This window comes from Bailinhaonella thermotolerans (genome assembly GCF_003594875.1).
Classification (GTDB): domain Bacteria; phylum Actinomycetota; class Actinomycetes; order Streptosporangiales; family Streptosporangiaceae; genus Bailinhaonella; species Bailinhaonella thermotolerans.
Map to the genome: position 1 here is coordinate 60,254 of NZ_QZEY01000016.1, position 25,777 is coordinate 86,030.

A 25,777-nucleotide genomic window follows, 5' to 3' on the forward strand; every position below is an offset into this window, starting at 1 on the left:
ACCGAGGGGTCATGGCAGCGGTGACGGGTGAGCAGCACGAGATCAGGGCCGGCGACTACCGGGCGGTGGTCACCGAGCTGGGCGCGGGCCTGCGCGCGCTGTGGCGCGGGGACCGGCTGCTGACCCTGGCCTACGAGGAGGACGAGTTCCCCGAGGGCGCCCTGGGCCAGACGCTCTGCCCGTGGCCGAACCGCGTGGACCGGGGGAAGTACGCCTGGCAGGGCGAGCAGCGCCAGCTCGACATCACCGAGCCCGAACGCGACTGCGCCATCCACGGCCTCGTCCGCTGGCACGCCTGGACGCTGGAGAGCCGCCGGGACGACGAGGTCGTGATGACCCATCGGCTGCTGGCCCAGCCCGGATACCCGCACGTCCTGGACCTGCGCCTCACCTACAGCCTCGACGCCGCCGAGGGCCTGACCGTCAAGCTCTGCGCCAAGAACGTCGGCAGCCGCCAGGCCCCCTTCGGCTACGGCGCCCACCCGTACCTCCACCTGGAGGCGGTGGTGGACGAGTGCGAGCTGACCGTGCCCGGGAGCACCCGCATGCTGACCGACGACCGCGGCATCCCGCGCAGCACGGAGAGCGTCGAGGGCACCGACTACGACCTGCGCGGCGGGAAGAGCCTCGCGGGCCTGCGGATCGACCACGCCTTCGGCGACCTGGACCGGGACGGGGACGGCCGCGCGACCGTGCGGTACACCGGCCAGGAGGGCCACAGCGTGGAGCTCTGGGTGGACGGGACGTTCCCGTTCATCGAGGTCTTCACCGGCGACACCCTCTCCCCGCGCCTGTGCCGCCAGGGCATCGGCATCGAGCCCATGACCTGCCCGCCCAACGCCTTCGTGAGCGGCGAGGAGCTGATCAGCCTCGGCTCCAGCCAGTCCACCACCCACACCTGGGGCATCCGCTAGCCGCCCCTCCACCCTCCGCCCTTCCCTCCACCCTCCGCCCTTCCCTCCGCCCTCCGCCCTCCGCCCGGTTCGTACGGCGGGCGAGCCCGGCCCGGTGTTCTCCGTGTGCGTGAAACACGCGCCTCGCCGTGCCGTACAAAGCCGGATAAGGGGGTGATTTCCCTGAAACCGGCCATACCACCAAAGGTTGGCAAGCATCCCGGCCCGGGTGATTGCGGACGCTCTTCCCCACCACAGTCCACTCTTTGTGGTCGCTGAATTACGCTGGGTGGAGTGGGTTGTCTGGGGCGTACGTCACGGACGTCGCTTACCTCCCGGACGCCCCGGGTGGGCGGGTGCCCGTGAGAAGAGCCGGCACCGGCGCGAGAACCCGCTTCACGAGGGGGGATGGCCCGATGGCGGATGAGGGCGGAGCGTGGATCAGCGCCTGCGTCTACCACTCCGGCGGCCTCGACGGCCTGATCCGGGACGTCGTCGCCCCACTGGCGGTCGAGGCGGCGCTCGACCGCTGCTTCTTCGTCCGCGCCTGGGAGGGCGGCCAGCACCTCCGGATCGGCCTGCGGTCCCGCACCGACGGCGCGCGCCTGCGGCGCCTGGTCGAGAAGCGCGCGGTCGCCTACTTCGAGGACCATCCGGCGCCCGGGAACCGCCTCCGCTTCGTCAACCACCGGGCCGAGCTGTACGGCGACGCCGCCTGTCTCCAGGCGGTCGAGCGGCACTTCACCGAGTCGAGCACGATCGCGCTGGACGTGCTCGCGCATTCCCTGGGCCCGGGCCGGCGGGCCGCCGCCGGGCTGGCCGCGCTGACGCTGACGCTCGCGGCGCTGGAGTACGACCCCGGGCGGGCGCCCGGCGGGCTCCGCCTGCCCCCGCCGCGTCCCGGCGAGCCGGCCCGCTGGCTCCGCGAGCTGTGGAAGGTCCCCGACGGCGGCGTGCTGGAGGGCTGGTACACCTCGGTCCTGGGGCTGCGGCAGCGGCTGGAGGAGCTGAACCCCGCCCCCGCCGTGCCCGAGTCGCCGCTGAGCTTCCTCGCACAGGCCCTGTCCCCCGCGGGGCACGCCGTGTCGCTGATCCTGCTGCGCTGCGCCCACCTGCTGAACAACCGGCTCGGCGTCCCCGTCGCCGCCGAGCCCCGCCTGGCGGCGTTCGCCGTACGGGCTCTCCGCGAGGTGAGGGGGGTGGCACGATGAGTCCGCGGACCGCGGCCCCGCGCTCGGGATGGCGGAGCGCGCGGGTGTTCTACTACGAGCCCGACAAGGACGACCTGCTGCTCGACGCGGTGCGGCCGGTGATGCGCCGCGTCGCCGGGGACGTCCACGCCGCGCACGTGCTGCGGCACTGGAGCGAGGGCCCGCACCTGCGCCTGAACATCCGCAGCGACCAGGAGACCTGGGACGAGCTGGTCCGTCCCGCGATCGAGGAGACGGTCGGGGGGTACCTCCGGGACCACCCCTCGCTCGAACGGCTGGAGGCCGGCGAGGACTGGCAGCCGGACAACACGATCGTCTACGAGCCCGCCGCGCGCCGCCACCCGGCGGACGAGGCCCTGCTCGCCGACTTCTACAGCGACACCACGGAGCCGCTGTTCGCCATGCTCGACCACGTCCGCCACGGCCTCGACACCAAGGACGGCCTCGCGCTCGCCCTGATCCTCGCGGTCTCCCACGGCGTCAGCGGCCCGATCACCCGCAACCTCGACTCCTTCCGCACGCTGGCCGAGGCGTACTGCGCGCGGTCGGAGGACCCCGAGACGACCCGGACGCGGTTCGAGGAGGAGTACCGCGCCCGCTGCGGCGAGCTGACCTCGCGCGTCTCCCGGGTGATCCAGTCCCTGGAGGGCGGCGACCGCCTCCCGTTCGTGCGGGAGTGGGCCGCCCTGATGACCGGGTACGGCGAACGCGCCGCCAAGCTGATGGCCAAGGGCAAGGCCGTGGCGGTCGCGGTCGCCGACGAACCCGAGTCCCCGCAGCTCAGTGAGCTGAACCGGCTGATGATGACGGCCGACCCCGATCACGACGAGGCGACCGCGAGCCCGGACTTCCTGCGCTACCGGACGCTTCTCAACTTCACCCATCTCCAGTTCGCCCGGCTCGGCCTCCTCCCGGCCGACACGTTCCGCCTGTGCCATCTCACCGCCAACGCGGTCGAGGAGCTGTACGGCCGGTAGGCCGGGCACCCCGGCCTACCGGCCGCTCTCAGGCCCCGGCTTACCGGCCGCTCTCAGGCCCCGGCCGTCGCGGGCTCCACCGGCTCCGCCGCCCCGGCCGCTCCGGCCGCTTCCGCCTGGGGCCGCGTCCGCGCGCGGGCGCTGAGGGCGACGGCGGCGAGGGCGACCAGGCCGAGGGCCACGCCGATCCACGGGGTGGCGGTGTACCCGGCCCCGGCGTCGATCGCGAGGCCGCCGAGCCAGGGACCGGCGGTGATGCCGACGTTGAAGGCCGAGAAGTTGACCGCCGCGCCGAGGGTCGGGGCCTGGGCCGAGAGCGTGAACACTCGCGTGTTGAGCGCGGGGTTGACCACGAAGGCGAACACGCCGAGCAGGAAGACCAGCGGCACCGCGACCACGGGCGTCCCCGCCGCGAACGCGAGCGCCACGGAGACGGCCAGGAGCCCGGCGACCCCGACGTAGAGCGTGGGGAAGGGGCGGGCGTCCGCCGTACGGCCGCCGGCGGTGATGCCGAGGAGGGAGCCCACGCCGTACAGCGCGAGCACGGCGGGCACCCAGGAGGCGGGCAGCCCGGTGACGTCGGTCAGCAGCGGGGTCAGGTAGCTGAAGGTGACGATGCCGGCCCCGGTGGCCACCGCGGTGGTGGCGTAGGCGAGCCAGAGGCGGCGGTCGGCCATCGCGCGCACCTCGTCCCGGACGCGCGGCGTGGACGCCGCGCCGGGGCGCCCGCCCGGCACGGTGGCGAGCACTCCGGCCATGGCCAGCGTGGACAGCGCCGCCACCGCCCAGAACGCCGCCCGCCAGCCGAGGTGCTGCCCGATGACGGTGCCCGCCGGCAGGCCGACGATGGTGGCCACGGTGAGGCCCCCGGCCACGACGCTCATGGCCTTGCCGCGCGCGTTCTCCGGCACCAGGCCCACCGCCGTGATCGCCGCGATCGCCCAGAACCCCGCGTACACGAACGCGCCCACCACCCGGGTCGCGAACAGCACGCCGTACGACGAGGTCAGCGCGGCCACGACGTGCGTCAGCACGAAGACCGCGATGAACGCCACGAGGGAGGTACGGCGGGGCAGCCGCGCGGTGACCACGGCGAGCACGGGCGCCCCCACGAGCATGCCGAGCGCGAACGCCGAGATCAGCAGCCCCGCGCCGGGGATGGACACGCCCAGGTCGCGGGCGATCTCCGGGAGCAGCCCGGCGAGCATGAGCTCGGACGTGCCCTGGGCGAAGATCGCCAGGCCCAGGACGTAGACGGCCAGGGGCATGAGAGGTCTCCTCACAGTTGTGTACAGATCAGTCCAAAAATGGGACGTGAAAAAGGGGCGGCCGGGGCCGCCCCGGTCAGAGCGCGGCGAGCGCCGTGTCCGCGATGCGGCGCAGCGTGGCCCGGTCGGCGCCCCCGCGGGCGGCGACGCGCATGCCGCCGATCACGGCCGCGATGTAGTCGGCCAGCGCGGCGACGTCGGCGTCCGGCGCCAGCTCGCCGTTGCGCCGGCCCGTGTCGAGCGCGGCGCGCAGGGCCGCCTGACGCCGGTCCTGGTCGCGCCGGAGGATCTCGGCGATCTCCGGGTCACGGGGGGCGAGCTCGACCATGCTGTTGACCACGAGGCAGCCCACGGGATCGTCCTCCGGGGGATCGGCCGGCTGGGCGAGCAGCGCGCGCACCTTCTCGCGGACGGGCAGGTCGCCCTCCAGGAGCTCCATGATCGGCGCGGTCTTCGCCTCCGTGTAACGGCGCAGGGCCCGCTCGAAGAGCTCGCGCTTGCTGTTGAAGGCGTTGTAGACGCTGCTGCGGCCGAGGCCGGTGGCCTCGCAGAGGTCCTCGGTCGAGGTCGCCTCGTAGCCCGCCGCCCAGAACGCGCGCATGGCCCCGTCGAGCGCCTTCTCCTCGTCGAACTGCCTGGGTCGTGCCATGTCGGGGACGCTAACACTTTTTGGATGGATCTGTCCAATACTGAGATCCGGGGCCCGCGCGCCGGAAAGCGTCTGTGGTCCCTCCCGCCTCTCACGTAACATCTGTGACTTGTCGCGGTTTGCCTAACGATCGGGGGGATTCTGTGCTGGATCGTCGAAACCTGCTGAAGGTCGCGCTGGCCGCGCCGGCCGGGGCCGCCGTGGCCTGGCCCGCGCACGCGTCCACGCCGGCGCCGGCGCCCACGCCCACCCGCCCCTCAGTGCCGACGGTCGTGGGGCGCGGCGACGCCCCCGCGGCGCTCGCCAAGTTCGACCACGTGATGAAGAGCTTCATGCTCCGGCGGGCCATCACCGCCGGCCAGCTCGCGATCGCCCGCAAGGGCAAGCTGGTGTTCGCCCGCGGCTACACCGGGACCACGCCCTGGTCTTCGGCGCCCCCGGTGACCCCGACCTCGGTCTTCCGCATCGCCAGCGCCGGCAAGCACATCACGGCGGCCGCCATCCTGCGGCTGGAGCAGGAGGGCAGGCTGAAGCTCTCCGACCCGATCACCAAGCACCTGGCCCTGACCCCGATGCCCGGCAAGACGGCCGACCCCCGGCTGGCCAAGGTGACGCTCTGGCGGCTCATGCAGCACCTGGCCGGATGGGACCGGGCCGTCTCGGGCGACCCGCTCTGGAACGACCACACCATCGCGCGCACGCTCGGCACGTCGCTGCCGATCGACCACGACGACATCATGCGCTTCATGACCGGGCGTCCCCTGGACTTCGACCCGGGCACCAAGATGGTCTACTGCAACTACGGGTACATGCTGCTCGGCCGCGTGATCGAGAAGGTCTCCGGCCTGAGCTACGAGGACTACGTGACCCGCACGTTCCTGCGGCCGCTCAAGATCACCCGGATGCGGCTCGGCGGGAGCCTGCGGTCGGAGGCGCTGCCCGGCGAGGTGGCCTACACCTCGAAGCTCACCAACAAGAGCGTCGTGGACAACTCCGGCGCGGTCGTGCCGTACCCCTACGGCGGCTTCAACATGCCCAACCAGGACGCCAACGGCGGCTGGGTGGCCTCGGCCGTGGACCTCGTGCGCTTCGAGCGGATCTTCGACCTGCCCACGACGACGAACCTGCTCAGCTCCACGGCGATCTCCCGCGCGTTCGCCAAGCCCGAGACCGGCGTGCCCTCCAACGGCGCGTGGTACGGCGGCGGCTGGTACGTCCGCACCAAGAACGGCGGCCTGAACACCTGGCACACCGGCAGCATGCCCGGCACCTTCACGCTGGTCGTGCGCAGGTACGACGGGGTCACCTTCGCCGCGTTCTTCAACCGCCGCCAGGAGGCGGGCGACCCCGGCTTCGACGAGATCGACCCGCTCCTCTACGACACCGTCAGCGCCGTCAAGACCTGGCCGAACATCGACCTGAGCGCGAAGTACTTCAGGTAGGAGACGGTACTTCAGGTAGGAGGCCCCCGGGCCACCCCTGGCCCGGGGGCCTCCGCGCCCGCCGTACGGCGTGAGCCCACCGCCCGCGCCGTACGGCCCGCTCGCCGGCCGCCTCGCCGTACGGTCAGCTCTGGGTGATCTTCACGTCGTCCACGCCGGCCTCGATGAGGGACGCGCCGGAGGCGTCCGCGGCCTCCACGACGATGCGGACGGTCTGACCGGCGAAGGCGGACACGTCGGCGGTGGCGGTGCTCCAGGAGGCGTCGCGGTCGGTCGCCGCGCCGAGCTGCTGGAAGACCTGTGCCGACGTGGCGCCCTCGACCCGGACGCGCAGGTGGTCGGCCGTGGAGCTGTTGCTGCCGTGGCCGAGGTACCACGAGAACGACAGGTTGAGCGTGCCGCTCGCCGGGAGCGTGATCGCCGGGGAGCGGATGCTCGTCGTGCCGCCGTCGATGTCGTGCGTGCCCGCGCTCGCGCCCGCGAGACGGCCGGTGACCAGGTCGTTCGTGCCGCTCACGGTGGTCCCGAGCTGCTTGGGGCCGCTGGAGTCGGTGGCCTCGGGGTCGCCGCGCTCCCACTGCCCGGCCGTGGCCGTGTCGGTGCCGCCGGGGTTCGCGGTCCAGCCGGTGTTCGTCTCGAACGTGTCGGAGTAGACCGTGGTCCCGCCGCCGGTCCCGCAGTACTGGGCCTCCTTGCCGATGATCCGGTACGGGCAGTCGGAGTACTCCAGCAGCCGCAGCACGGCCTCGCGGTTGCGCTGGGTCTCGCGCGGGATGACCTCGTCGGGCGGGTAGAAGCCGGGCGAGGCGCTCACCGGGTACATCTCGAACGTGAAGTTCACGATCTTGTAGGCGCCCCAGAGCCAGTCGTCGATCGTGCCGTCGGTGATGTAGAGGTCGCTCGCCTGCTGCGGGGTGTACCCGTTGGTGCTCGCCAGGTTCTGGCCGAGCCGGGCGTGCGTGTCGTACTCGTCCTGGTTCATCCCGGGCGCCGTGTTGTTGTACGTGTACCCGTACGGCCACAGCACCAGCTCGCCGTAGGTGTGGAAGTCGATCGCCGTCTTGATCTGCTGCGCGCCGCCCACGACCCGGCTCCGGACGAAGTTGGCGACGTTGCGCACCTCGGGGGCGGACTCGGCGGACGGGCCGCGGTAGGTGTCGCTGGACGGGGTGGGGGACGAGCCGCCGCAGCAGCCCCAGTTGTAGGCCCAGTTGCGGTTCAGGTCGGTGCCGACCGCGCTGCTGCCGGTGTTGGGCTGCCGGTTCTTGCGCCAGCTCCGGTACGACCCGGTGGCGATGTCGTACTCGCCGCCGTCGGGGTTCAGGTCGGGCAGGATCCAGATCTCGCGGCTGTTCACCAGGCCGGTGATCCGGCTGTCGCTGCCGTAGTTGTCGGTGAACAGGTTGAGCAGGTAGATCGCCATCTCCACGGTGAGGTGCTCACGCGCGTGCTGGTGGTGCGTGAACAGCACCTCCGGCTCGTTCTCGTCCGTGCCGACGTTGTCGCTGATCTTCACGCCCATCAGGTCGCGGCCCTGGTACGACGTCCCCACGCTGATCTTGCGGGCGATCGACGGGTGGTCCGCGACGATCTGGTTCACCGCCGCGGTCATCTCCGCGTAGTTGTGGTAGTTGCTGTCAGCAGGGGGGAAGTCCAGGGCTTTTGGGGCTTCACGCTTCGGCGGCGGGGCCAGCTCGGTGACCTTGTGGCCGAGCCGCTGGATCGCCTTCAGCTCGTCGGCGTTCGCGGTCACCACGACCGCGCCCTGCCGTACCTCGTCGATGGCCGCGCCGGTGCGGGCCACCGCCGTGCGGTCCTGCGGGGTCTTGGGGCCCTCGACCAGGTACTGCTTGGCGGCCGGTGGCTCCGGCGGGGCGGCGGAGGCGTTCGCCCCCGTGGCCGCCATGCCGATCAGCAGGATCAGGATGGACAGGATTTTCAGCAGACCGCGCACGGGGCCTCCCGCGAGATGAGGGCGGGCAGGCGTCGGAGGGTGTGACGCCTGCCCGGAGCGTAGATCCGCAGATGAGGCCCTTCAATGGGCTTTGTCGTTCTTCGTGGGGAAGAGCGTTTCAGGGGCTGTTTTTAAGTTTTGTACGTTTTAGCCGCCCGTCCCGGCGCGCTCCGTCCTCGTGTACGGCTTCGCGCCCGGCCCGGCGCCCGACGCGGCGCCCGGCGCAGAGTCCGGCGCGGTGCCCGGCGCGGGGTCGGGGCTCTCGGGGGAGTCCTCGATGACGGTGGGCAGGCCGCGCATGGTGAACAGGACGACCGCGGCGAGCGTGAGCAGGATCGCCGCGCCGCTGACCAGCGACACCCGCATGCCGTCCAGGAACGCCACCCGCGCCGCCGCCGCGACCGCCTCCCCGAGCCGCCCGGGCAGTTCGCCCGCCACGGCGAGAGCCGTGCCGAGCCCCTCGCCGATCGGGGTGGCGGCCTGGGCGGGGACGCCTTCCGGCAGGCGCAGCCCGGCGCGGTAGGCCGAGCCGAGGATCGAGCCGAGCACGGCGATGCCCAGCGCGCCGCCCAGCTCGAACGCGGTCTCCGAGATCGCCGAGGCCGCGCCCGCCCGCTCCTTGGGCACGCTCGCGAGCACCGTGTCGTTGGTGACCGCGAACGCCAGCCCGATCCCGGCGCCGCCGAAGAGCATCGGGAACAGGAAGACCAGGTACGACGAGTCCACCTCCGCCCTGACGTACAGCACGAACGAGACCGCGCTGAGCGCCAGGCCGAGCGAGACCACCCCGGCGCGGCCCAGGCGCGGGACGAGACGCGCGGCGAGCACCCCGCCGACCGCGCCCATCGCGCCGCCCGGCAGCCCGGCCAGGCCGGCGACCAGCGGCGACCAGCCCAGGACGAGCTGGAAGTACTGCGCGAAGATGAACGACATCGCGGACATCGCGAAGATCCCGACGATGTTCGCGCTGACAGCTCCGGTGAAGGCGCGGTGGCGGAACAGCCGCACGTCGATGAGCGGCTGCGCGAGCCGGGTCTGCCGCCAGGAGAACGCGGCGATCGCGGCGAGGCCGATCGCGAGCGCGGCGAGCACGTTCGGCCGGCCGAGGCCGTGCATCGCCGCCTCCTTGATCGTGTAGATGACCCCCACGACCCCGGCGATCGACAACACGACGCTGGGCGGGTCCAGCCGCCCCGGGCGGGGGTTGCGGGACTCGGGCAGCACGGCCAGCCCGGCGGCGAAGAGCACCACCATGATCGGCAGGTTGATCAGGAAGACCGAGCCCCACCAGAAGTGGTCGAGCAGCAGCCCGCCGATCACCGGGCCGAGCGCGAACCCGCCCGCGCCCATCCCGCTCCAGATCCCGATGGCGGCGGTGCGTTCGGCGGGGTCGGTGAACACGTTCCTGACCAGGGACAGCGTGGACGGCATGATCGTGGCCCCGGCGACGCCGAGCAGCGCGCGGGCGGCGATCAGCAGCTCGGGCGTCGGGGCGTACGCGGTGATCGCCGAGGCGGCGCCGAAGGCGGCCGTCCCGATCAGCAGCAGCCGCTTGCGGCCGATGCGGTCCCCGACGTTCCCCATCGTGATCAGCAGGCCGGCCAGCGCGAAGCCGTACACGTCCAGGATCCACAGGGTCTGGGTGGCGGTGGGCAGCAGCGCGGCGGTCAGCTTGGGGACCGCCAGGTGCAGCACGGTCACGTCGATCGAGAGCAGCAGCACGGCCAGGCAGCCGATGGCCAGCGTGCCCCACTTGCGGCCGGAGGAGATCGCCGGGCCGCCGGAGAGTGCGGTGTCGGTCATGTGCGGCAGCCTGCGCCCCGCCGCTGACGACCCGCGCACCACCCGCTGACCGCCCCACCGCACCCGCTTACGGCGGCGGGATTCCTCGCCGATCCTGACGGAGATTGGCAGGTATGGGTGTCACCATCGGGGGCATGGGCGACGAATCACATGGCAAGGACACCCTGAGGGGGAAGGTCGCGCTGGTGGCGGGGGCCACCCGGGGGGCGGGCCGGGGCATCGCGGTCGAGCTGGGCGCGGCCGGCGCCACCGTCTACGTGACCGGGCGCACGACGCGCGGGCAGCGGTCGGAGTACGACCGGCCCGAGACCATCGAGGAGACCGCCGAACTCGTGACGGCGGCGGGCGGCGAGGGCATCGCCGTGCAGGTGGACCACCTCGACCACGCGCGGGTGCGCGACCTGGTCGAGCGGATCGACCGCGACCACGGGCGCCTGGACGTCCTGGTCAACGACGTGTGGGGCGGCGAGAAGCTGGCCGAGTGGGACACCCCGCTGTGGGAGCACGACCTCGACGCCGGGCTGCGGCTGCTCCGGCTGGCCATCGACACCCACATCATCACCAGCCACTACGCGCTCCCGCTGCTGATCCGCAACCCCGGCGGCCTCGTCGTGGAGGTCACCGACGGCACCAAGGAGTACAACGACGACAACTACCGCGTCTCGTTCTTCTACGACCAGGCGAAGAGCGCCGTGATCCGGCTGGCGTACGCCCAGGCGCACGAGCTCCGGAAGTACGGCTGCGCGGCCGTCGCCCTGACGCCGGGCTGGCTGCGCTCGGAGATGATGCTCGACATCTACGGCGTGCGCGAGGAGAACTGGCGCGACGCGCTGGAGAAGGTCCCGCACTTCGCGATCTCCGAGACGCCGCGCTACGTCGGCCGCGCGGTCGCCGCCCTGGCCGCCGACCCCGAGGTCATGCGCTGGACCGGCAGGTCCCTGTCCAGCGGCGGCCTCGCCCAGGAGTACGGCTTCACCGACCTGGACGGCTCCCGCCCCGACGCCTGGCGCTACGTCGTCGAGGTCCAGGACGCCGGCAAGCCGGCAGACACCACCGGCTACCGCTGACCCCCGGCCCCGCCGCCGGCACCAGGCCGTCACCGACATGTGGCTGTCACTGACAGGCCGCTGTCACTGACGTGCGGCTGTCACTGATCTGCGGCTGTCACGACGCCGGCCGCCGTTGACGCCGGGCCGCCGCTGCCGTACGGGCGCCCGCCCGGCGCCGGGGGCGGCGGGCTCGGTCCCGGCGTCAGGCGGGCCTGCGGCGCTGGTAGTGGCGGGCGACGCGCGTCCTGTTCCCGCAGCGCGCGGCCGAGCACCAGCGGCGGCGGGGATGCGCGGGCAGGAAGAGCATCACGCAGTCGTCGGCCTCGCACTGGCGGACCCGCGCGACCGCCGGGTCCGCCAGCAGCCCGGCCACGGCCTCGGCGAGCCAGGCGGCCAGCCGCACGTCCCGCGGGCCGGCGCGACGGAACGTGAGCGTCACGGCCTCGCCGTCCCAGCCGAGTTCGCCGACGGAGGGCGCGGCGCGCTGGGCCAGGTTGAGGGCGTCCAGGTCGGCGGGCTCGGGGGCGGCGCCGTGCCGGACCCGGTCGAGGGCGTGCGCGGCCCGGTCCCGGACCTGTCGCGCCGCGGCCAGGTCGCGCTCCGTCAGCGGGAGGGCGGCGAACTCGCGGGCCTCGCCGTGCCGTACGGCCTGCAGGTCCAGCCACGCGCGCAGGGCGGCCGGGGACGAGAGGTGGTCCCCGGTGGCGTGGCGCGTGTTGACCAGGTCCAGGGCCAGGGGCTCTCCGGTCAGCGGCGTCTGGGCGGTCATGTCTCTAATGCTACATCGTCGATTTGACGCATTAGATCGAGCATCGCTATATCTAATGCATCATCTCGCTCGAAAGGCATTAGACATGTCCGTCCTCCCGCTCGCCCGCACCGCGCACCGGCACATCGACGTGGACGGGGTCCGCGTCTTCTACCGGGAGTCGCTCCCCGAGCGGGACGACGCGCCCGTGCTGCTGCTCCTGCACGGCTTCCCGTCCGCCTCGCACCAGTTCCGGCGGCTGATCGACGTGCTCGGCTCGCGGTACCGGCTCATCGCCCCCGACTACCCCGGGTTCGGCCACACCGAGACCCCGGACGGGTTCACGTACTCCTTCGACCGGCTCGCGGACGTCACCGAGGGCTTCGTGGACGCGCTCGGGCTGACCCGGTTCGTGATGTACGTCTTCGACTTCGGCGCCCCGGTAGGCTTCCGCCTCGCCGAGCGCCACCCGGAACGGATCGCCGGGCTCGTGGTCCAGAACGGCAACGCGTACGCCGAGGGCCTGTCCGACGGGGCGCGCGAGTTCGTCTCCCTGCGGCCGGAGACCCCCGGGGCGGAGGAGACGATCCGGGGGCTGCTCACGCTCGCCGGGACCCGGAGCCAGTACGACACCGGCGTCCCCGACCCCGACCTGGTCGCGCCGGAGGGCTGGACGCTGGACCAGCACTTTTTGGACCTGCCGGGGCGGAAGGAGGCGCAGGTCGCGCTCGCCTTCGACTACCACTCCAACGTGCTCCGCTACGACCGCTGGCAGGCGTGGCTGCGCGAGCACACCCCGCCCACGCTGATCACCTGGGGCGTCGGCGACCCCTTCTTCCCCGAGCCCGGGGCGCGCGCCTACCTGCGCGATGTGCCCGGGGCCGAGCTGCACCTGTTCGACACCGGCCACTTCGCCCTGGAGACCCACCTGCCCGAGATCGCCCCGCTGATCGCCGGCTTCCTGGACCGCGCCTGGACCTGACCGCCGGCCTGCCCGGCCCCGCCTGTCCGGCCCCGCCTGTCCGGCCCCGCCCCGTCCGCCCCCCGCGCCGTCCGCCCCGCCCCGTCCGCCCCGCGCCGGAGCCGTCCGTACGGCGGGGCGTCCCGCTCCCGGGCGGTCAGGTGAGCGGGGCGCGGAGGAGGGCCAGGGCGTCGGACCGGGGGAGGGACGCGCCCTCGGCGTGGAGGCGGGCGTGGGCGGCGTCGCCGAGCGCGGCCCGGACGGCGGCGGTCACGCGGGTGAGGTCGGGGTCGTTGGCGGGGACGGCCCCGCGCAGGGTGCCGGCCGCGCCGAGGAGCAGGGCCGCGCGTTCGGCGTGGCCGAGGGTCAGGGCCAGCTCGGCGGCCCCCGTCGCCGCCTCGGCGGCCAGGGTCTGGTCCTGTTCCACGTACGCGGCGGCGACGACGCGGTCGAGGCGGGCGGCGGCCTCGCCGGGGTCGCCCTCCGCGAGGGCGACCCGGGCCAGGGCCACCAGGACCGGCAGCCTCGTCATCTGGGCCTCGAACCCCTCGTGGGCGCACTCTCGCAGCGCGGTCTCGTACCTGTCGCGCGCCCCGGCCAGGTCGCCGCGCGCGCGGGCGATCTCGCCGAGCCCCCGGTAGGCTTCGGCCAGCGCGCGGCGCGAGCCCAGCCGCCGGGCCTGCCCGACCGCGATCTCCAGCTCCTCCCGCGCCCCGTCGAGGTCCCCCGCGCGCAGCCGGCCGCGGCCCCGCTGGCAGCGCAGCTCCACCAGCTCGTCCGTGGGCCCCAGCTCGGCGGACAGGCGCAGCGCCTCGGCGGTCAGCGCGAGCGTGCGCTCCTGGTCGCCGCGCCACTCGCTCACCTGGGCGAGCGCGGACAGGACCGTCAGCGTGCCCCACCGGTCGCCCAGCTCGCGGAACCGTTCGAGCGCCCGGGAGAACTCCTCCTCGGCGCGCGCCGTCTTCCCGTTGAACAGCAGCACGAACGCGATTCCCATGTGGGACAGCGCCATCGTCCACGGGTCCAGGCCGTCGAGCCGCGAGAACGTGTCCCACTCGGCCATCACGTCCTCGGGCGGCCCGGCCGCCATCGCCCACAGCAGCCCGATCACCGGATGGCGCATGCTGCGGTGCCCGGATTCGAGCAGCGCCTCGACCCGGCCGAGGTGGGCGCCGAGCCGTACCGGGTCGGCGATGTCCCAGGAGGCGACCAGCAGGCACAGGATGTGCTCGTCGCGCAGGCCGGGCGGGGAGCCCTCGGGGATCAGGTCGAGCACGCGCCGGGCCTGCGCGGCGCTGTCGGCGCGGGGTCCGCGCAGCCGCCAGGGGTACGCCTGCGCCGCGACGAGGCGGAGCCCGATCTCGGCGTTCCCGGAGTCGATCGCCCAGCGCAGGGCGGCGGCGAGGTTGTCGTGCTCGGCCTCCAGCCGCCGGAGCCAGTCGAGCTGTTCGCGCCGCCGCAGGTGGGGGTCGGCGCGCTGGGCGAGGTCGAGGAAGTACTCGGCGTGGGCCCGGTGCAGGCGCTCCTCCTCGCCGGACTCCGCGAGGCGTTCCGCGCCGTACGCCCGGATCGTCTCCAGCATCCGGTACCTGCCGCCGGCGACGTCCACGAGGGACTTGTCCACCAGGCCGGCGAGGAGCTCCACCGTGTCCTCGCCGGGCAGCCCGCACACCAGCTCGGCCGCCTCCAGTGTCGCGCCGCCCGCGAACACCGTCAGCCGCCGCGCCAGCACCCGTTCGTCCTCCTCCAGCAGGTCCCAGCTCCACGCCACCACCGCGCGCAGCGTCTGGTGCCGGGGCTGCGCCGTACGGCTGCCGCGTGAGAGCAGGGCGAAGCGGTCGTCGAGGCGCGCGGCGATCTCCTCCAGCGGCAGCGCCCGCAACCGCGCCGCGGCCAGCTCGATCGCCAGCGGGAGCCCGTCCAGCGCCCGGCACAGCCGCGCCACGAGCTCCGCGTCGCCCTCGCCCAGGGCGAAGTCCGGCCGTACGGCTGCCGCCCGCTCCGCGAACAGCCGCACGGCCGGGGACGAGAGCGGGTCGTCGTCCTCGCCGGGCAGCGGCAGCGGCGGGACCGGGCACAGGGCCTCCCCGGTGATCCCCAGGGGCTCCCGGCTGGTCGCGAGGACCCGCAGCCCCGGGCACGCCGCGAGCACCCGCTGCGCGAGCGCCGCGACGTCGCCGACCAGGTGCTCGCAGTTGTCCAGCACCAGCAGCGCCGGGCGCTCGGACAGGACCGCGATCAGCCGTTCCAGCGAGTCGACCGGCACCCCGCGGGCCGTCAGCGACGCGCTCTCCCGCACCCCCAGCGCCTCCAGGGCCGCCCGGGCCAGATCGTCCCCGGCGGTGAGCGGCGCCAGCTCCACGAAGCAGACCTCGCCGTCCCAGCGCCCCGACGCCTCGACGGCCAGCCGCGTCTTCCCCGCCCCGCCCGCGCCCACGAGCGTCACCAGCCGTCCCCGCTCCAGCCTCTCCCCGACCCGCGCGAGCTCCTCCTCCCGCCCCACGAAGCTGCTGACCTGCGCGGGAACCCCCCACCGCGCCGTCGCCCGGACCGCGGCCCCGGCCCCGGCGGCCCTGGGGCGGCCGCCGGCCTCCACGCCCGCGCCGTACGGCGGCGCGGCGTCCGGGCGGACGGCGCCGGGCGTGGCGTCCGGGTGAACGGCGTCCGGCTGGACGGCGTCCGGCGGGGTGGCCTCCGGCTGGACGGCGCGGGGCGAGGTCACCGGCGCGCCCGGGCGGATGCCGTACGGCGGGGCGGGGCTCGGGGTCCGGCCGGAGTCCGCGGGAGCACGGCCCCGCGCGGCGGGGAGCGGGGCGGGGGCCGCGCCTGGCGCGGCGGGGCCGGGCGTCGAGACGGTTCCTGGCGCGGTGGTTCCGGGCGCGGCGGGGCCGGGCATGGCGGCGGCGCCGGGGACGGTGTCGGTGAGCAGGGACAGGTGGAGGGCGGTGAGCTCGCGGGAGGGATCGGTGCCCAGGTGGTGGGCGAGGGTCTGGCGCAGGTCCTCGTAGGCGGCCAGCGCCTCGGCGCGGCGCCCCTGGGCGTACAGGGCGCGCATGAGCTGGGCCCTCGGACGCTCGCGGAGCGGGTGGGCGGCGATCAGGTCCCGCAGGTCGGCGATCGGGGACTGGGGGAGGCCGAGCAGGAGTTCGGCCTCGACCCGGTCCTCCAGCGCGGACACGCGGAGCTCTTCCAGCCGGGCGGCCTGCGGCGCGGCGAACGGCGCGGCGCGGACGTCGGCCAGCGCGGGCCCGCGCCACAGCGCCAGGGCCTCCCGCAGCGGTGGCAGCGCCCCTTCCGGATCGTCCCCGGCGAGCGCCCGGCGCCCCTCGGCGGCGAGGCGTTCGAACAGCCGCACGTCCACCTCGGCCGGGTCGGCCGCTAGCCGGTACCCGGCGGGCCCGTACTCGACGAGCCCGTCCTCCCCCAGCGCCCGCCGCAGCCGCGACACCCCCGACTGGAGGGCGTTCGCCGCCCCGGCCGGCGCCCGCTCGCCGTACAGCCCGTCGATCAGCCGCCCGGCGGACACCGTGTCCCCGGCGTTCAGCGCGAGCAGCGCGAACAACGCGCGCACCCGCCCGCCGCCCAGCGCCACGGGGACCCCGTCCCCGCGCCGGGCCACCGTGGCCCCCAGCACACCGAACCGCACCCCCCGATTCTGTCCGACCTCCCCCTCCCGCAGCACCATCACGAGACCCCGCTCCTGCGTCCCTCGCCCGCCGCGCGGAGTCCGGGCCGGACCGGTACGGTGGCGCGCGAGCCGGGGGCGTGCGAGCCGGGGGCGTGCGAACGGGGCGGGCGAACCGGATGGGAGGAAGCCGCGGGCCTTTTCCGGATCGAGTGAAAGATCCGGCCTCGTGCAGACATAAAGAGACATGCTGTCTGAGGCCGGCGAGCGGGGTGAGCGCCCTGAGAGCGCGCGCGACCGGTTCGTCGAGTTGTACCGGAGGCACTGGCCGAGGAACTGGAGCTGACCCGCACCGCGGGCGCCCTCGACGTGCCGATCCCGGCCGTGATCTCGTACACCCTCTACCTCCGCTCCGCCTACACCGACGCCCTCGAACCCCCGAAGTGATCCCGCCGGGGGCCCGCGCGGCCCCCGCGCCGGGAGCCCCCGACGCCGAACCGGGCGGCACCGGAACCCTGGGTCCGGTGCCGCCCGGCGTGCGCGCACGACCGGCTGATCGCCGGCCCGCCGATCGGCCCGCCGGCCGAGCGGCGCCCCACGCATTACATCCGCCCGCGCCCGACCCCGCGCCCGGCGCGTGATGGCGAGATCACGGCGAGGAACGGTCGCGGGCTCCTGTCTAGGCGGGGGTGTCCGCGGGGGAGGGGGCGGTGGTGGCCAGGGCCTCGCCCAGGGTCGTGACGTCGGGGTGGGCGGGCCAGTGGCGGTGGAGGCGGGCGTGGAGGGCGCGGAGGGCGCGGGTGAGACGGAGGGAGCCGGGGCCGTGGAGGAGGGAGAGGGCTTCCAGCGCCAGGGCGGAGGAGCGCGCGGGGGCGGCGGCGTCGTGGTGGGCGAGGGCCAGGTGGAGCAGGTACTCGGCGGCCCACTCCGCCTGGCGGGCGGGCCCCAGTGCTTCCAGGCCGCCGGTGAGGAGGGTGATCGCCGGATCCAGGTACTCCGGATGGGTTCGCGCCAGGTAGCGGTAGGCGATGCCGCGCTGCATGAGCCAGAAGTCGGGGGTGTGGTAGTACATCCAGGGCGGGGCGGGTTCGGAGGCTTCGGCGGCCAGCGCGGCCTGCCGGGCGGACTCCTCCAGCCTCCGCTCCGTCTCGGCGGCGTCGCCGGTCATGGCGTGTCCGCGGGCCTCCTGGAGCGCGTCGTAGGCGCGCAGGCCGGGATAGACGCCGGGCTGGCGCCGCGCGGCGGCGGCCAGGCCGATCAGGGGGCCGATCTCGCCGCGCGACCACGCTATGTGCGCCCGGAAGGACAGCACGGTCGCGGTCATCGTGGGGTTGTCCGCCTCCAGCGCCCATTCGGCGGCCCGGTCGAACCATCCCCGCGCTCCCGCCCAGTCCCCCAGGCTCGTGTGCAGCCAGCCGGCGAACTGGGCCCACTGCGCGGCCATGTCCACCATCGGCGTCCTGGCCGGTCCGCGCGCCTCGGTCACGAGCGCCTCCACCGCCCGGAGCTGCCCGCGCACCGCCCCGACCACCGCGCCCGCCCCGACCAGGTCCTCCGTACGGCGCTGCCCCGCGAGCACCACGCCCAGCGACTCGGCGACCGCCGCGTCCACCCGCCGCCCCGCGCCCGCCGTACGCGCCACCCGCTCGTCCGCGTCCCCGTCGGTCCACCCGGTCAGCACCCCGGGTTCACCGGCGAGGTTGGCCCGCCGTACCCGCGCCAGCTCCGCCGCCTCGCGCAACTCCTCCACCGGGAGGCGCAGCGCGGTGGCCAGGGCGGGGAGCCAGGTTCTGGGGAGGCGGTCGCCGCGTTCCCAGCGGGAGATCTCGTGCCGGGTGAGGGTCGGCGGATCCAGCGCGGCGATCTCGTTGAGCAGCTCGGCCAGCCGGGCCTGCGAGTGCCCGAGTTCCTGGCGTCGCAGGGCGATCAGGCGTCCGATCGGCTCGCTGCGCATGCGCTCTCCCCTGCGACGTCGAGGCGGCCCCGGCCTGGCGGCCGGGCGGCCCGGCTCCCCGCGGGTACCTCCCATCATGCCTCCCGGGCTGTCGGCCGAGCCGGCCGTCATCCCTCCCGGCGCCTCCGTCCACCGAGTTTCCCCTCGCTCGCGTTGCCTCCCGCACGCTCCTCCTCGTGGTGATCATGCACTTCGCGCACACGGTGTGATCGAAAGTGCATGATCACGGCGAGGGAGGGCTCTGGGTGCTTGGGGATGCACGGCGAGGAACGGTCGCGGGCTCCTGTCTAGGCGGGGGTGTCCGTGGGGGAGGGGGTGGTGGTGGCCAGGGCCTCGCCGAGGGTTTTGACGTCGGGGTGGGCGGGCCAGTGGCGGTGGAGGCGGGCGTGGAGGGCGCGGAGGCCGTTGAGGAGTTCGGGGGAGGCGGTCGCGGTGCCCACGCGGGCGGAGTCGAGGGCGTAGGCGCAGGCGGCGTCGCGTTCGCCGAGGCGGGCGTAGGAGTCGGCGAGGCGGCAGGTGTAGAAGGCGATCCACTCCGAGGCGCGGACCTCCGGCGGCATCTGGGCGAGGCCGACGGACAGGGACGCGGCGGCCCGGTCGTGACGGCCGAGGAGGCGGTAGGCGAGGCCGCGCTGCATCACGAGGTAGTCGGGGTTGAAGAAGTAGATCCAGGCGGGTTCTTCCTCGGGGTCGGCGGCCGCCCGGGCGACCAGGTCGGCCGCTTCGTCGAGCTTGCGTTCGACGGCTTCGGCGTCGCCCGCCATGGCGTGCCCGCGCGCCTCCTGCTGCGCGGCGAGAGCGAGCACTCCGGGCGTGATCCCGCGTCCTCGCTGGGCGGCCTCTGCCAGTCCCGCCGCCGCGCCGGCCTCGCCCGCGATCCACGCGAGGTGGGCCTTCATGTTCAGCGCGGTCGAGATCATGTTCCTGTCGCCGACCTCGGTCGCCCAGGTCAGCGCCCTGTCGTAGAGCCGTGACGCCTCCCGGGGCCGCCCCGAGTTCGCGTGCAGCCACCCCGAGAACTGCGCCCATTGCGCCGCCACCGAGAGCACGCGGTGCCGTACGGCCCCACGGGCCTCGCGCGCGAGCAGCTCGACCACCGAGAGCTGCGCCAGCACCGGCCGGACCAGCGGCCCCGACCCCACGATGTCCTCGGTGAGCCGCTGTCCCCGCAGGACGACTTCGAGCGCCTCCACGCTCCGCCCATCGGCTCGCGAGGGCCGCCGCGCGACGGCCACGAGCCGCTCCTCGTCGTCGGGCGTGAACCGTTCCCCTCCCACGCTCTCCCCGGACCCGGGTTCCCACGGCGACTCCTGCGGGCCCGCCCGCTTCACCGCGCGGCTCACCTCGACCGCCGCTTTCAGCTCCTCCACCGGGAGGCGCAGCGCGGTGGCCAGGGCGGGGAGCCAGGTTCTGGGGAGGCGGTCGCCGCGTTCCCAGCGGGAGATCTCGTGCCGGGTGAGGGTCGGCGGATCCAGGGCGGCGATCTCGTTGAGCAGCTCGGCCAGCCGGGCCTGCGAGTGCCCGAGTTCCTGGCGTCGCAGGGCGATCAGGCGTCCGATCGGCTCGCTGCGCATGCGTCCTCCCTGGGGTCGGAGGCGGCGGGGCCCCGGGTGCCCGTCGCCGGGCACCCCCTCGCGGGCACCTCCCATCATGCCTCCGCGGGCGTTGACTGAGCGGGCGGTCAGCGAGAGAACACGGGAGGTAACCGGTGGAGAAGAGCGGGCAGGACGCGCGGTGGCTGGAGCGGCTGGGCCGGGAGCTGGACGCGATGGGGTTCGCGGCGCACGTGGTACGGCGTGAGCGCGGCGCCTTCCTGCGGGTCGTCAGCGTCGAGGTGCCGTCGCTCGCGGAGAACGTCCGGGCGCGGGCGGGGTCGTACTGGTGGAGCTGGTCGGAGCCGATCGGGCCGGTGGCGGAGGTGCGGGCGGCGGCCGAGCGGATCGCCTACGTGCTCACGCCCAGCGCGGAGGCGTTCCGGGGCGCCGGGGCGTTCCGGGCCTCCGGGGGGCCCGCGAGCCGCGCGGAGTTCAGAAGTAGCGCGGAGTTCAGAAGTAGCGCGGGGTGAGGTCGGTGCCGGGCCAGGTCCTGATCGCTCCGGCGGTGTCGCGGAGGGCGAGGCCGATGTCGTAGTCGGCCTCGCCCTCCGCCTCGGAGCGGTTGAAGAAGGCGGCGTAGGCGACCCCGTCGTGCCGGCGGTAGAGGTGGGTGTACGCGCCGGCGAGGCCGCCCTCGTGCCAGGCGTCGAGGCCGCCTTCCGCCTCGCGGACGAACCAGCCCTTGCCGTACCACCAGCCGTCCTCCTGCGGGCCGGGCTCGGGCTTGGCGAACGCGCTCCGGATGGACCCGCGGGTCAGGAGCCCCGCCTCGGGGTCGAAGACGCGCTGGAACCTGAGCAGGTCCACGGCCGAGGCGACCCATCCGGCGGCGGAGTCGCCCAGTTCCAGGTTGACGCCGCCGTAGGGGGCGGGCACCCGTTCGCCGGAATCGTCCAGCACCGTCGTGACCATCTCCTCCGACTCGTACGCGACCTCGCCGGGGGTGTGCTCGCGGCGCGACCGGCCGAGGCGCATGCGGGTGATCCCCAGGGGCGCGAGCAGTTCCTCCGTGACGTAGGCGGCGTACGGCCGGCCTGACGCCTTCTCGACGACACGGCCGAGGAGGAGGTAGCCGTAGTTGCCGTAGGCCGTGCGCAGCCCGGGGGTGAAGTCGAGGCGGCGTCCCGTGACGTACCGGATGACGTCCTCGCGCCCGATCGGGAGACGCCCGCCCAGGCCCAGCGCGTCGCCCAGGCGCAGGGCGTCCTCCCTGCCGAGGAAGACCGGATCGCCGGAGACGCGCATGTCCCAGCCGCCCGAGTGCTCCAGCAGCCGGCGCACCGTCACGTCCTTCAGCCGGTGGTCCATCTCGCCGCCGGGGGCGGGCCGCAGGCCGAGCAGGTCCTTGACGGGGTCGTCGAGGCGGACCTTCCCTCGCTGGGCCAGCCGCAGCACGGCGGCCGCGGTGATGTGCTTGCTCAGGCTCGCGATCCGGAACAGCGTGGTCGGCTCCACCGCCGGTCCGGCCGCCGCGCCGTACCCGCGCGCCAGCAGCAAGTGCCCCTTCCTCGCGACCGCGAGCTGACCGGCGGTGATCCCGCGCTTCGCCATGAACGTCTTCATCGCGTCGTCGAACCGCGCCAGCTCCCGGGGCGCCTCCCCGCGCGTCACGATCTCCGCCGCGGTCCGCGGCCGCGCCACCCTCGGGGTGCCGGCGTCTCCGCGCCCGGAGTCCAGGAGCTCCGGCAGCGTCTCGCAGCCCGTGGCCGCCGCCGCCCCCGCCAGCAGCAGCGCCCCCCGGATCACGTCCCTGCGCTCCAACCCGCGACCCCCCGACGCCACCCGTCAAATGCCACAGATCGTACGCCCGAACCTCTTCGCATCCCACGCGAATCCGCTCACTTCCCTCACTCGGCTCACTCGCCCTCAGCCGCTCCCGCGAGCCGCCCTTTCCCGTTCCTCCGCGGACCCGGCCCGTCCCGCACGCGCCCGGGCCGCTCCTCCGCGCGAGCCCCGCTCGGCCATCGATGAGTCGGCGGGGAAGGGTGTGGTAGTTTGTAAATGTCGATTCGTTTACTAATGGGGAGGAGCTCCCGTGGAGCAGGGGTTCGCGGTTTCGGTGTTCGTCGGCACGAGTCTGGACGGGTTCATCGCGCGGGAGGCCGGGGACCTGGGCTGGCTGGTGTCGCGGGGGGACGCGGCGGGCGGGGACATGGGATACGGGGCCTTCCTCGCCGGGGTGGACACGGTGGTCATGGGGCGGGCGACGTACGAGAAGGTCCGCTCGTTCGGGGAGGCGGGGTGGCCGTATGACGGGAAGCGGGTCGCGGTGCTGAGCTCGCGGCTCGCGCCCGGTGAGGATCCTCGGGTGACCGTGTACGCGGACTTCGACTCGATGGTGGCGGGGCTCGCCGCGGCGGGGGCCGAGAGTGTGTACGCCGACGGGGGCCAGGTGGTGCGGGCCTTCCTGCGCGCCGGGATGGTGCAGGACATGGTCATCACCACCGTGCCGGTGCTGATCGGGCAGGGGATCCCGCTGTTCGGGCCGGTCGGCCGGGACGTGCCGCTGATCCACCGGTCCACCGAGGTCATGGGCGGGGGGCTGGTGCAGTCGCGGTACTCCGTCGAGCGGTGAGCAGGGCCGTCGCGGACAGGGCGGCGAGGATGCCGCCCGTCCACAGCACGGCGGGCACGGACACGGCGTCGGCGACCCGCCCCCCGACCAGGGCGCCGAGCGCGATGGCCGCGTTGAAGACCGCGACGAGCAGGGCCGACGCCGCCTCGGGGCGGTCGGGGGCGGACTGGAGCAGCAGGGTCTGACCGCTCACCGAGACGCCGCCGTAGGCCAGGCCCCACACGACGACCAGGGCGATCGCGACGGCCGGGGACCCGCCCAGCGCGGGGAGCAGCAGGGTCGCGGCCGTGACCAGGGTGATGACGGCCAGCAGGGACCGGCGTACGTCGCGGACGGCGACCGCGCCCGCCACGAAGTTCCCGGCGACGCCCGCGACGCCGTACAGCAGCAGGGTCGTGCCGATGAGGGCGGGGGCCAGCCCGGAGATCTGCTCCAGGATGGGGCGGACGTAGGTGTAGGCCGTGAAGTGGCCGGTGACCAGCAGGGCGACGAGGGAGACGCCGGCGCGCACCCCGGGGACGCGCAGGAGGGAGGCCATGTCGCGCGGGCGGAGCGGGGCCGACGGCGGGAGGGGCGGGAGCAGCAGGGCCAGGGCGGCCAGCAGCGCGAGGGCCGCGAAGCCCATCGCCGCGAACGCCGCGCGCCAGCCGGCCGCCTCGGCCAGGAAGGTGCTCGCGGGCACGCCGAGCACCGACGCGATCGCCACCCCGCTGAAGATCACCGAGGTCGCGGTCCCCGCGGAACTCGGCCGCGCCAGCCGTACGGCGAGGCCCGCGGCCAGGGCCCAGAACCCGCCGATGACCACGCCGAGGACGACGCGGGCGGCGAGCAGCGCCGCGAACGAGGACGAGGCGGCGGAGACCAGGTTGGCGGCGGCGAGCAGGCCGGCCAGCGCGCACAGCACGAACCGGCGGTCGAGGCGGCCCGCGGCCAGCGGCACGGCGGGCGCGGCGACGGCGGCGACCAGCCCGGGCACCGTCACCAGCAGCCCGGCGGCCCCGGCGGAGATCCCCAGCTCGGCGCGGATGGGCGTGAGCAGGCCGACCGGAAGCAGCTCGGTCGTGACGACCGAGAACGTGCCGGCCGCCACCGCCACCACGGCGGCCCAACGGGTGTTCTGCACTGTCATGAGTCAAGACTGAGATCACTCATGACAGACGAACAATGACGGAACGCCCATACTGTCATTAGCGGGACTAATCACAGGGGGTCGGGGTGGACCTGCGCGAGCTGGAATGCTTCCTCGTGCTGAGCGAGGAGCTGCACTTCGGGCGGACGGCGGAGCGGATGTACCTGTCGCAGGGGCGGGTCAGCCAGCTCCTCCGCTCCCTCGAACAACGGATCGGCGCACGGCTGCTGGAGCGGTCGAGCCGGCGTGTACGGCTGACGCCGCTGGGCGAGCGGTTCCTCGCGGGGCTGCGGCCCGCGTACGACGGGTTGCGCGAGGCCGTGCGGTCGGCGCGGGACGAGGCGCGCGGCGTGGAGGGCGTGCTGCGCGTCGGCTTCCTGTCCGGGGCCTCCAACGAGGAGGTCATCGGGGCGGTGGCGGCCTACGAGGCGGAGAACCCCGGCGGCCGGGTGGAGCTGTCCGAGCTGCCGCTGTGCGACCCGTTCGGGGCGCTGCGCCGGGGCGAGGTGGACGTCGCGGTGACGCTGCTGCCGGTGGTCGAGCCCGATCTCGTCGTCGGGACGGTGTTCGCCGCGCAGCCGCAGGTCGTGGCGCTGTCCACGCGCCATCCCCTGGCGGGGCGGGAGCTCCTGAGCGCGGAGGAACTGGCCGGGTGCGCGGTGCTCGACGTGCGCGGGCCCGCCCCGGCGTACTGGCGGGAACTGCTCGCGCCCACGGTGACCCCCGCCGGGCGGCCGATACCGCGCGGCGCGGCCGTGCAGACCCTCCAGGAGGCGCTGGCGATGGTCGCGGCCGGGCGCGGCGGGCTGATCGTCTGCTCGCCCACCACGCGCTACCACGGGCGGGACGATGTGGCGTTCGTCCCGGTCAGCGGCCTGCCCGACTCCCGGCTCGGGCTCGTCTGGCAGCGCGACGGCGAGACCGAGCGGGTCCGCGCCTTCGCCCGCGCCGCGGCGTCCACGGCGGCGACTCCGGCGCGGTCCGCGTCCGCGAATCCGGCGGCGGCCACGACCACGACCCCGGCGGCCACGGTCACGACTCCGGCGGCGTCCGCGGCGTGACCCCGGCGCGGTCCTGGCGGGGTCCCGGCGGGGTCACGGCGAGGTCCCGGCGAGGTCCGCCGCGACCGCCTCCGCGGCGGCCGAGGCTCAGGCCCCTTCCAGGTAGCGCCGCCAGGTGATCTCCCCCCGGTGCTCGCCGCCGGGTCCCCCGTCGCCGGCCAGGCCCTGGCGGAAGGCCCGCCCGAGCCGGCCGGGGACGCGCACCCGGAGCAGCGGGAGGCGGCGTCCCCGCGCCCGCGTCCACTGCCGGGCCAGCTCGTCGAGGCTCAGCTTCTCCGGCCCGCCGAAGTCCTCGACCCGGCCCGTGGGTCCCGTGCCGAGGCGCCGTTCCAGGAGAGCGGCGACGTCCCGGACGTCCACCGGCCGCCCGCTGATCCCCGGATCGACCACGAGGACCCGCGCCCGGGCCATCGCCGCGATCGCCCGCTCCACGAACTCGTGGAACTGGGCCGCCCGCACGATCGACCAGGGCACCCCGCTCCGCCGCACGATCTCCTCGGCGCGCAGCTTGGACCGGAAGTACCCCCACGGGATCCGGTCCACCCCGATGATCGAAACGTAGACGAGGTGCCCGGCCCCCGCCTCGCGGGCCGCCGCCGCCAGCCGCCGCGTCCCGTCCAGCTCGACCCGGTCGGTGTACCCCCTCCGGTACGGCGCGGACGCCAGGTGCAGCACCGCGTCCACCCCGGACACCGCCTCCGCGACCCCCTCGCCCGTCGCCAGGTCGGCCGCCACCCATTCCACGCCGTCCGCGGACGCCCGGGCGCGCCGGCTCATCGCCCGCACCTCGTGCCCGGCCGCCGCCAGCCGCGGCGTCACCGCGCTCCCGAGCCGCCCGGTGGCCCCCGTCACCAGCACCTTCATCGTCACGCCCTCCTCGTGT

General features: G+C 74.5%; 20 protein-coding genes. 9 read left to right on the forward strand and 11 right to left on the reverse strand.

The window, feature by feature from the left end; translation table 11 throughout:
- The first annotated feature begins 11 nt into the window (after positions 1-11).
- The 3 genes from D5H75_RS30360 to D5H75_RS30370 all read left to right on the forward strand — a co-directional run bounded on the left by D5H75_RS30360 (position 12) and on the right by D5H75_RS30370 (position 3,081).
- On the forward strand, positions 12-914 hold the full coding sequence (locus D5H75_RS30360; protein WP_119930008.1) for an aldose 1-epimerase family protein: 903 nt from the start codon (positions 12-14) through the stop codon (positions 912-914).
- A gap of 395 nt (positions 915-1,309) precedes the next feature.
- A complete protein-coding gene (locus tag D5H75_RS30365) occupies positions 1,310-2,104 on the forward strand; it encodes a lantibiotic dehydratase C-terminal domain-containing protein (protein WP_119930009.1) in 795 nt (264 codons plus the stop codon).
- Positions 2,101-3,081 carry a lantibiotic dehydratase C-terminal domain-containing protein gene (locus tag D5H75_RS30370; RefSeq protein WP_119930010.1) on the forward strand — a complete coding sequence of 327 codons (981 nt, stop codon included), beginning with the start codon at positions 2,101-2,103 and terminating at the stop codon, positions 3,079-3,081. Before D5H75_RS30365 ends, D5H75_RS30370 begins: the two co-directional genes overlap by 4 nt.
- A gap of 53 nt (positions 3,082-3,134) precedes the next feature.
- Here the strand turns inward: D5H75_RS30370 and D5H75_RS30375 are convergent, their stop codons facing one another.
- On the reverse strand, positions 3,135-4,349 hold the full coding sequence (locus D5H75_RS30375; protein ID WP_119930011.1) for a Cmx/CmrA family chloramphenicol efflux MFS transporter: 1,215 nt from the start codon (positions 4,347-4,349) through the stop codon (positions 3,135-3,137).
- A gap of 76 nt (positions 4,350-4,425) precedes the next feature.
- A complete protein-coding gene (locus D5H75_RS30380; protein ID WP_119930012.1) occupies positions 4,426-4,998 on the reverse strand; it encodes a TetR/AcrR family transcriptional regulator in 573 nt (190 codons plus the stop codon).
- Between the two features lie 143 nt (positions 4,999-5,141).
- On the opposite strand from D5H75_RS30380, the gene D5H75_RS30385 reads away from it, so the two are divergent.
- The gene (locus tag D5H75_RS30385; RefSeq protein ID WP_242454621.1) at positions 5,142-6,440 is read left to right on the forward strand and encodes a serine hydrolase domain-containing protein; all 1,299 of its coding nucleotides are present in this window, start codon (positions 5,142-5,144) and stop codon (positions 6,438-6,440) included.
- Positions 6,441-6,564: 124 nt separating this feature from the next.
- Here the strand turns inward: D5H75_RS30385 and D5H75_RS30390 are convergent, their stop codons facing one another.
- Positions 6,565-8,394 (reverse strand): M14 family metallopeptidase, encoded by a 1,830-nt coding sequence (locus tag D5H75_RS30390; RefSeq protein WP_242454622.1) that lies wholly within the window; start codon positions 8,392-8,394, stop codon positions 6,565-6,567.
- A gap of 147 nt (positions 8,395-8,541) precedes the next feature.
- The gene (locus D5H75_RS30395) at positions 8,542-10,197 is read right to left on the reverse strand and encodes an MFS transporter (protein WP_119930113.1); all 1,656 of its coding nucleotides are present in this window, start codon (positions 10,195-10,197) and stop codon (positions 8,542-8,544) included.
- A 134-nt stretch (positions 10,198-10,331) separates the two neighbouring features.
- Between D5H75_RS30395 and D5H75_RS30400 the strand changes: the two genes are divergently transcribed.
- Entirely contained in the window at positions 10,332-11,264 is a 933-nt protein-coding gene (locus D5H75_RS30400) for an SDR family oxidoreductase (RefSeq protein WP_119930114.1), read from the forward strand.
- Positions 11,265-11,448: 184 nt separating this feature from the next.
- On the opposite strand, the gene D5H75_RS30405 is transcribed toward D5H75_RS30400, so the two are convergent.
- Entirely contained in the window at positions 11,449-12,015 is a 567-nt protein-coding gene (locus D5H75_RS30405) for a CGNR zinc finger domain-containing protein (RefSeq protein ID WP_119930014.1), read from the reverse strand.
- An 85-nt stretch (positions 12,016-12,100) separates the two neighbouring features.
- Here D5H75_RS30405 and D5H75_RS30410 point away from each other — a divergent pair, with 85 nt between their 5' ends.
- Positions 12,101-12,976, forward strand: a complete 876-nt coding sequence (locus D5H75_RS30410) for an alpha/beta fold hydrolase (protein ID WP_119930015.1) — start codon at positions 12,101-12,103, stop codon at positions 12,974-12,976.
- 136 nt (positions 12,977-13,112) lie between these two features.
- Here D5H75_RS30410 and D5H75_RS42040 read toward each other — a convergent pair whose 3' ends face one another.
- From D5H75_RS42040 to D5H75_RS44340, 3 genes are all read right to left on the reverse strand, one after another.
- Positions 13,113-16,601 carry an AfsR/SARP family transcriptional regulator gene (locus D5H75_RS42040; protein WP_202638645.1) on the reverse strand — a complete coding sequence of 1,163 codons (3,489 nt, stop codon included), beginning with the start codon at positions 16,599-16,601 and terminating at the stop codon, positions 13,113-13,115.
- A gap of 658 nt (positions 16,602-17,259) precedes the next feature.
- Positions 17,260-18,534, reverse strand: coding sequence for a helix-turn-helix domain-containing protein (locus D5H75_RS42045; RefSeq protein ID WP_202638646.1), 1,275 nt, complete (start codon positions 18,532-18,534; stop codon positions 17,260-17,262).
- Between the two features lie 287 nt (positions 18,535-18,821).
- Positions 18,822-20,108: a helix-turn-helix transcriptional regulator gene (locus D5H75_RS44340; protein WP_202638647.1), complete on the reverse strand. Its 1,287-nt coding sequence runs from the start codon at positions 20,106-20,108 to the stop codon at positions 18,822-18,824.
- Between the two features lie 134 nt (positions 20,109-20,242).
- Between D5H75_RS44340 and D5H75_RS30440 the strand changes: the two genes are divergently transcribed.
- The gene (locus D5H75_RS30440) at positions 20,243-20,599 is read left to right on the forward strand and encodes a hypothetical protein (RefSeq protein ID WP_119930016.1); all 357 of its coding nucleotides are present in this window, start codon (positions 20,243-20,245) and stop codon (positions 20,597-20,599) included.
- On the opposite strand, the gene D5H75_RS30445 is transcribed toward D5H75_RS30440, so the two are convergent.
- Entirely contained in the window at positions 20,580-21,890 is a 1,311-nt protein-coding gene (locus tag D5H75_RS30445) for a serine hydrolase domain-containing protein (RefSeq protein WP_147425316.1), read from the reverse strand. The genes D5H75_RS30440 and D5H75_RS30445 overlap by 20 nt on opposite strands.
- A 274-nt stretch (positions 21,891-22,164) precedes the next feature.
- Between D5H75_RS30445 and D5H75_RS30450 the strand changes: the two genes are divergently transcribed.
- On the forward strand, positions 22,165-22,704 hold the full coding sequence (locus D5H75_RS30450; RefSeq protein ID WP_119930018.1) for a dihydrofolate reductase family protein: 540 nt from the start codon (positions 22,165-22,167) through the stop codon (positions 22,702-22,704).
- On the opposite strand, the gene D5H75_RS30455 is transcribed toward D5H75_RS30450, so the two are convergent.
- A complete protein-coding gene (locus D5H75_RS30455) occupies positions 22,658-23,833 on the reverse strand; it encodes an MFS transporter (RefSeq protein WP_119930019.1) in 1,176 nt (391 codons plus the stop codon). The two genes, D5H75_RS30450 and D5H75_RS30455, sit on opposite strands and share 47 nt — an antisense overlap.
- Before the next feature lie 86 nt (positions 23,834-23,919).
- On the opposite strand from D5H75_RS30455, the gene D5H75_RS30460 reads away from it, so the two are divergent.
- On the forward strand, positions 23,920-24,894 hold the full coding sequence (locus D5H75_RS30460; protein ID WP_119930020.1) for a LysR family transcriptional regulator: 975 nt from the start codon (positions 23,920-23,922) through the stop codon (positions 24,892-24,894).
- A gap of 87 nt (positions 24,895-24,981) precedes the next feature.
- Here the strand turns inward: D5H75_RS30460 and D5H75_RS30465 are convergent, their stop codons facing one another.
- Positions 24,982-25,758, reverse strand: coding sequence for an SDR family oxidoreductase (locus D5H75_RS30465; RefSeq protein WP_119930021.1), 777 nt, complete (start codon positions 25,756-25,758; stop codon positions 24,982-24,984).
- Positions 25,759-25,777: the final 19 nt, after the last annotated feature.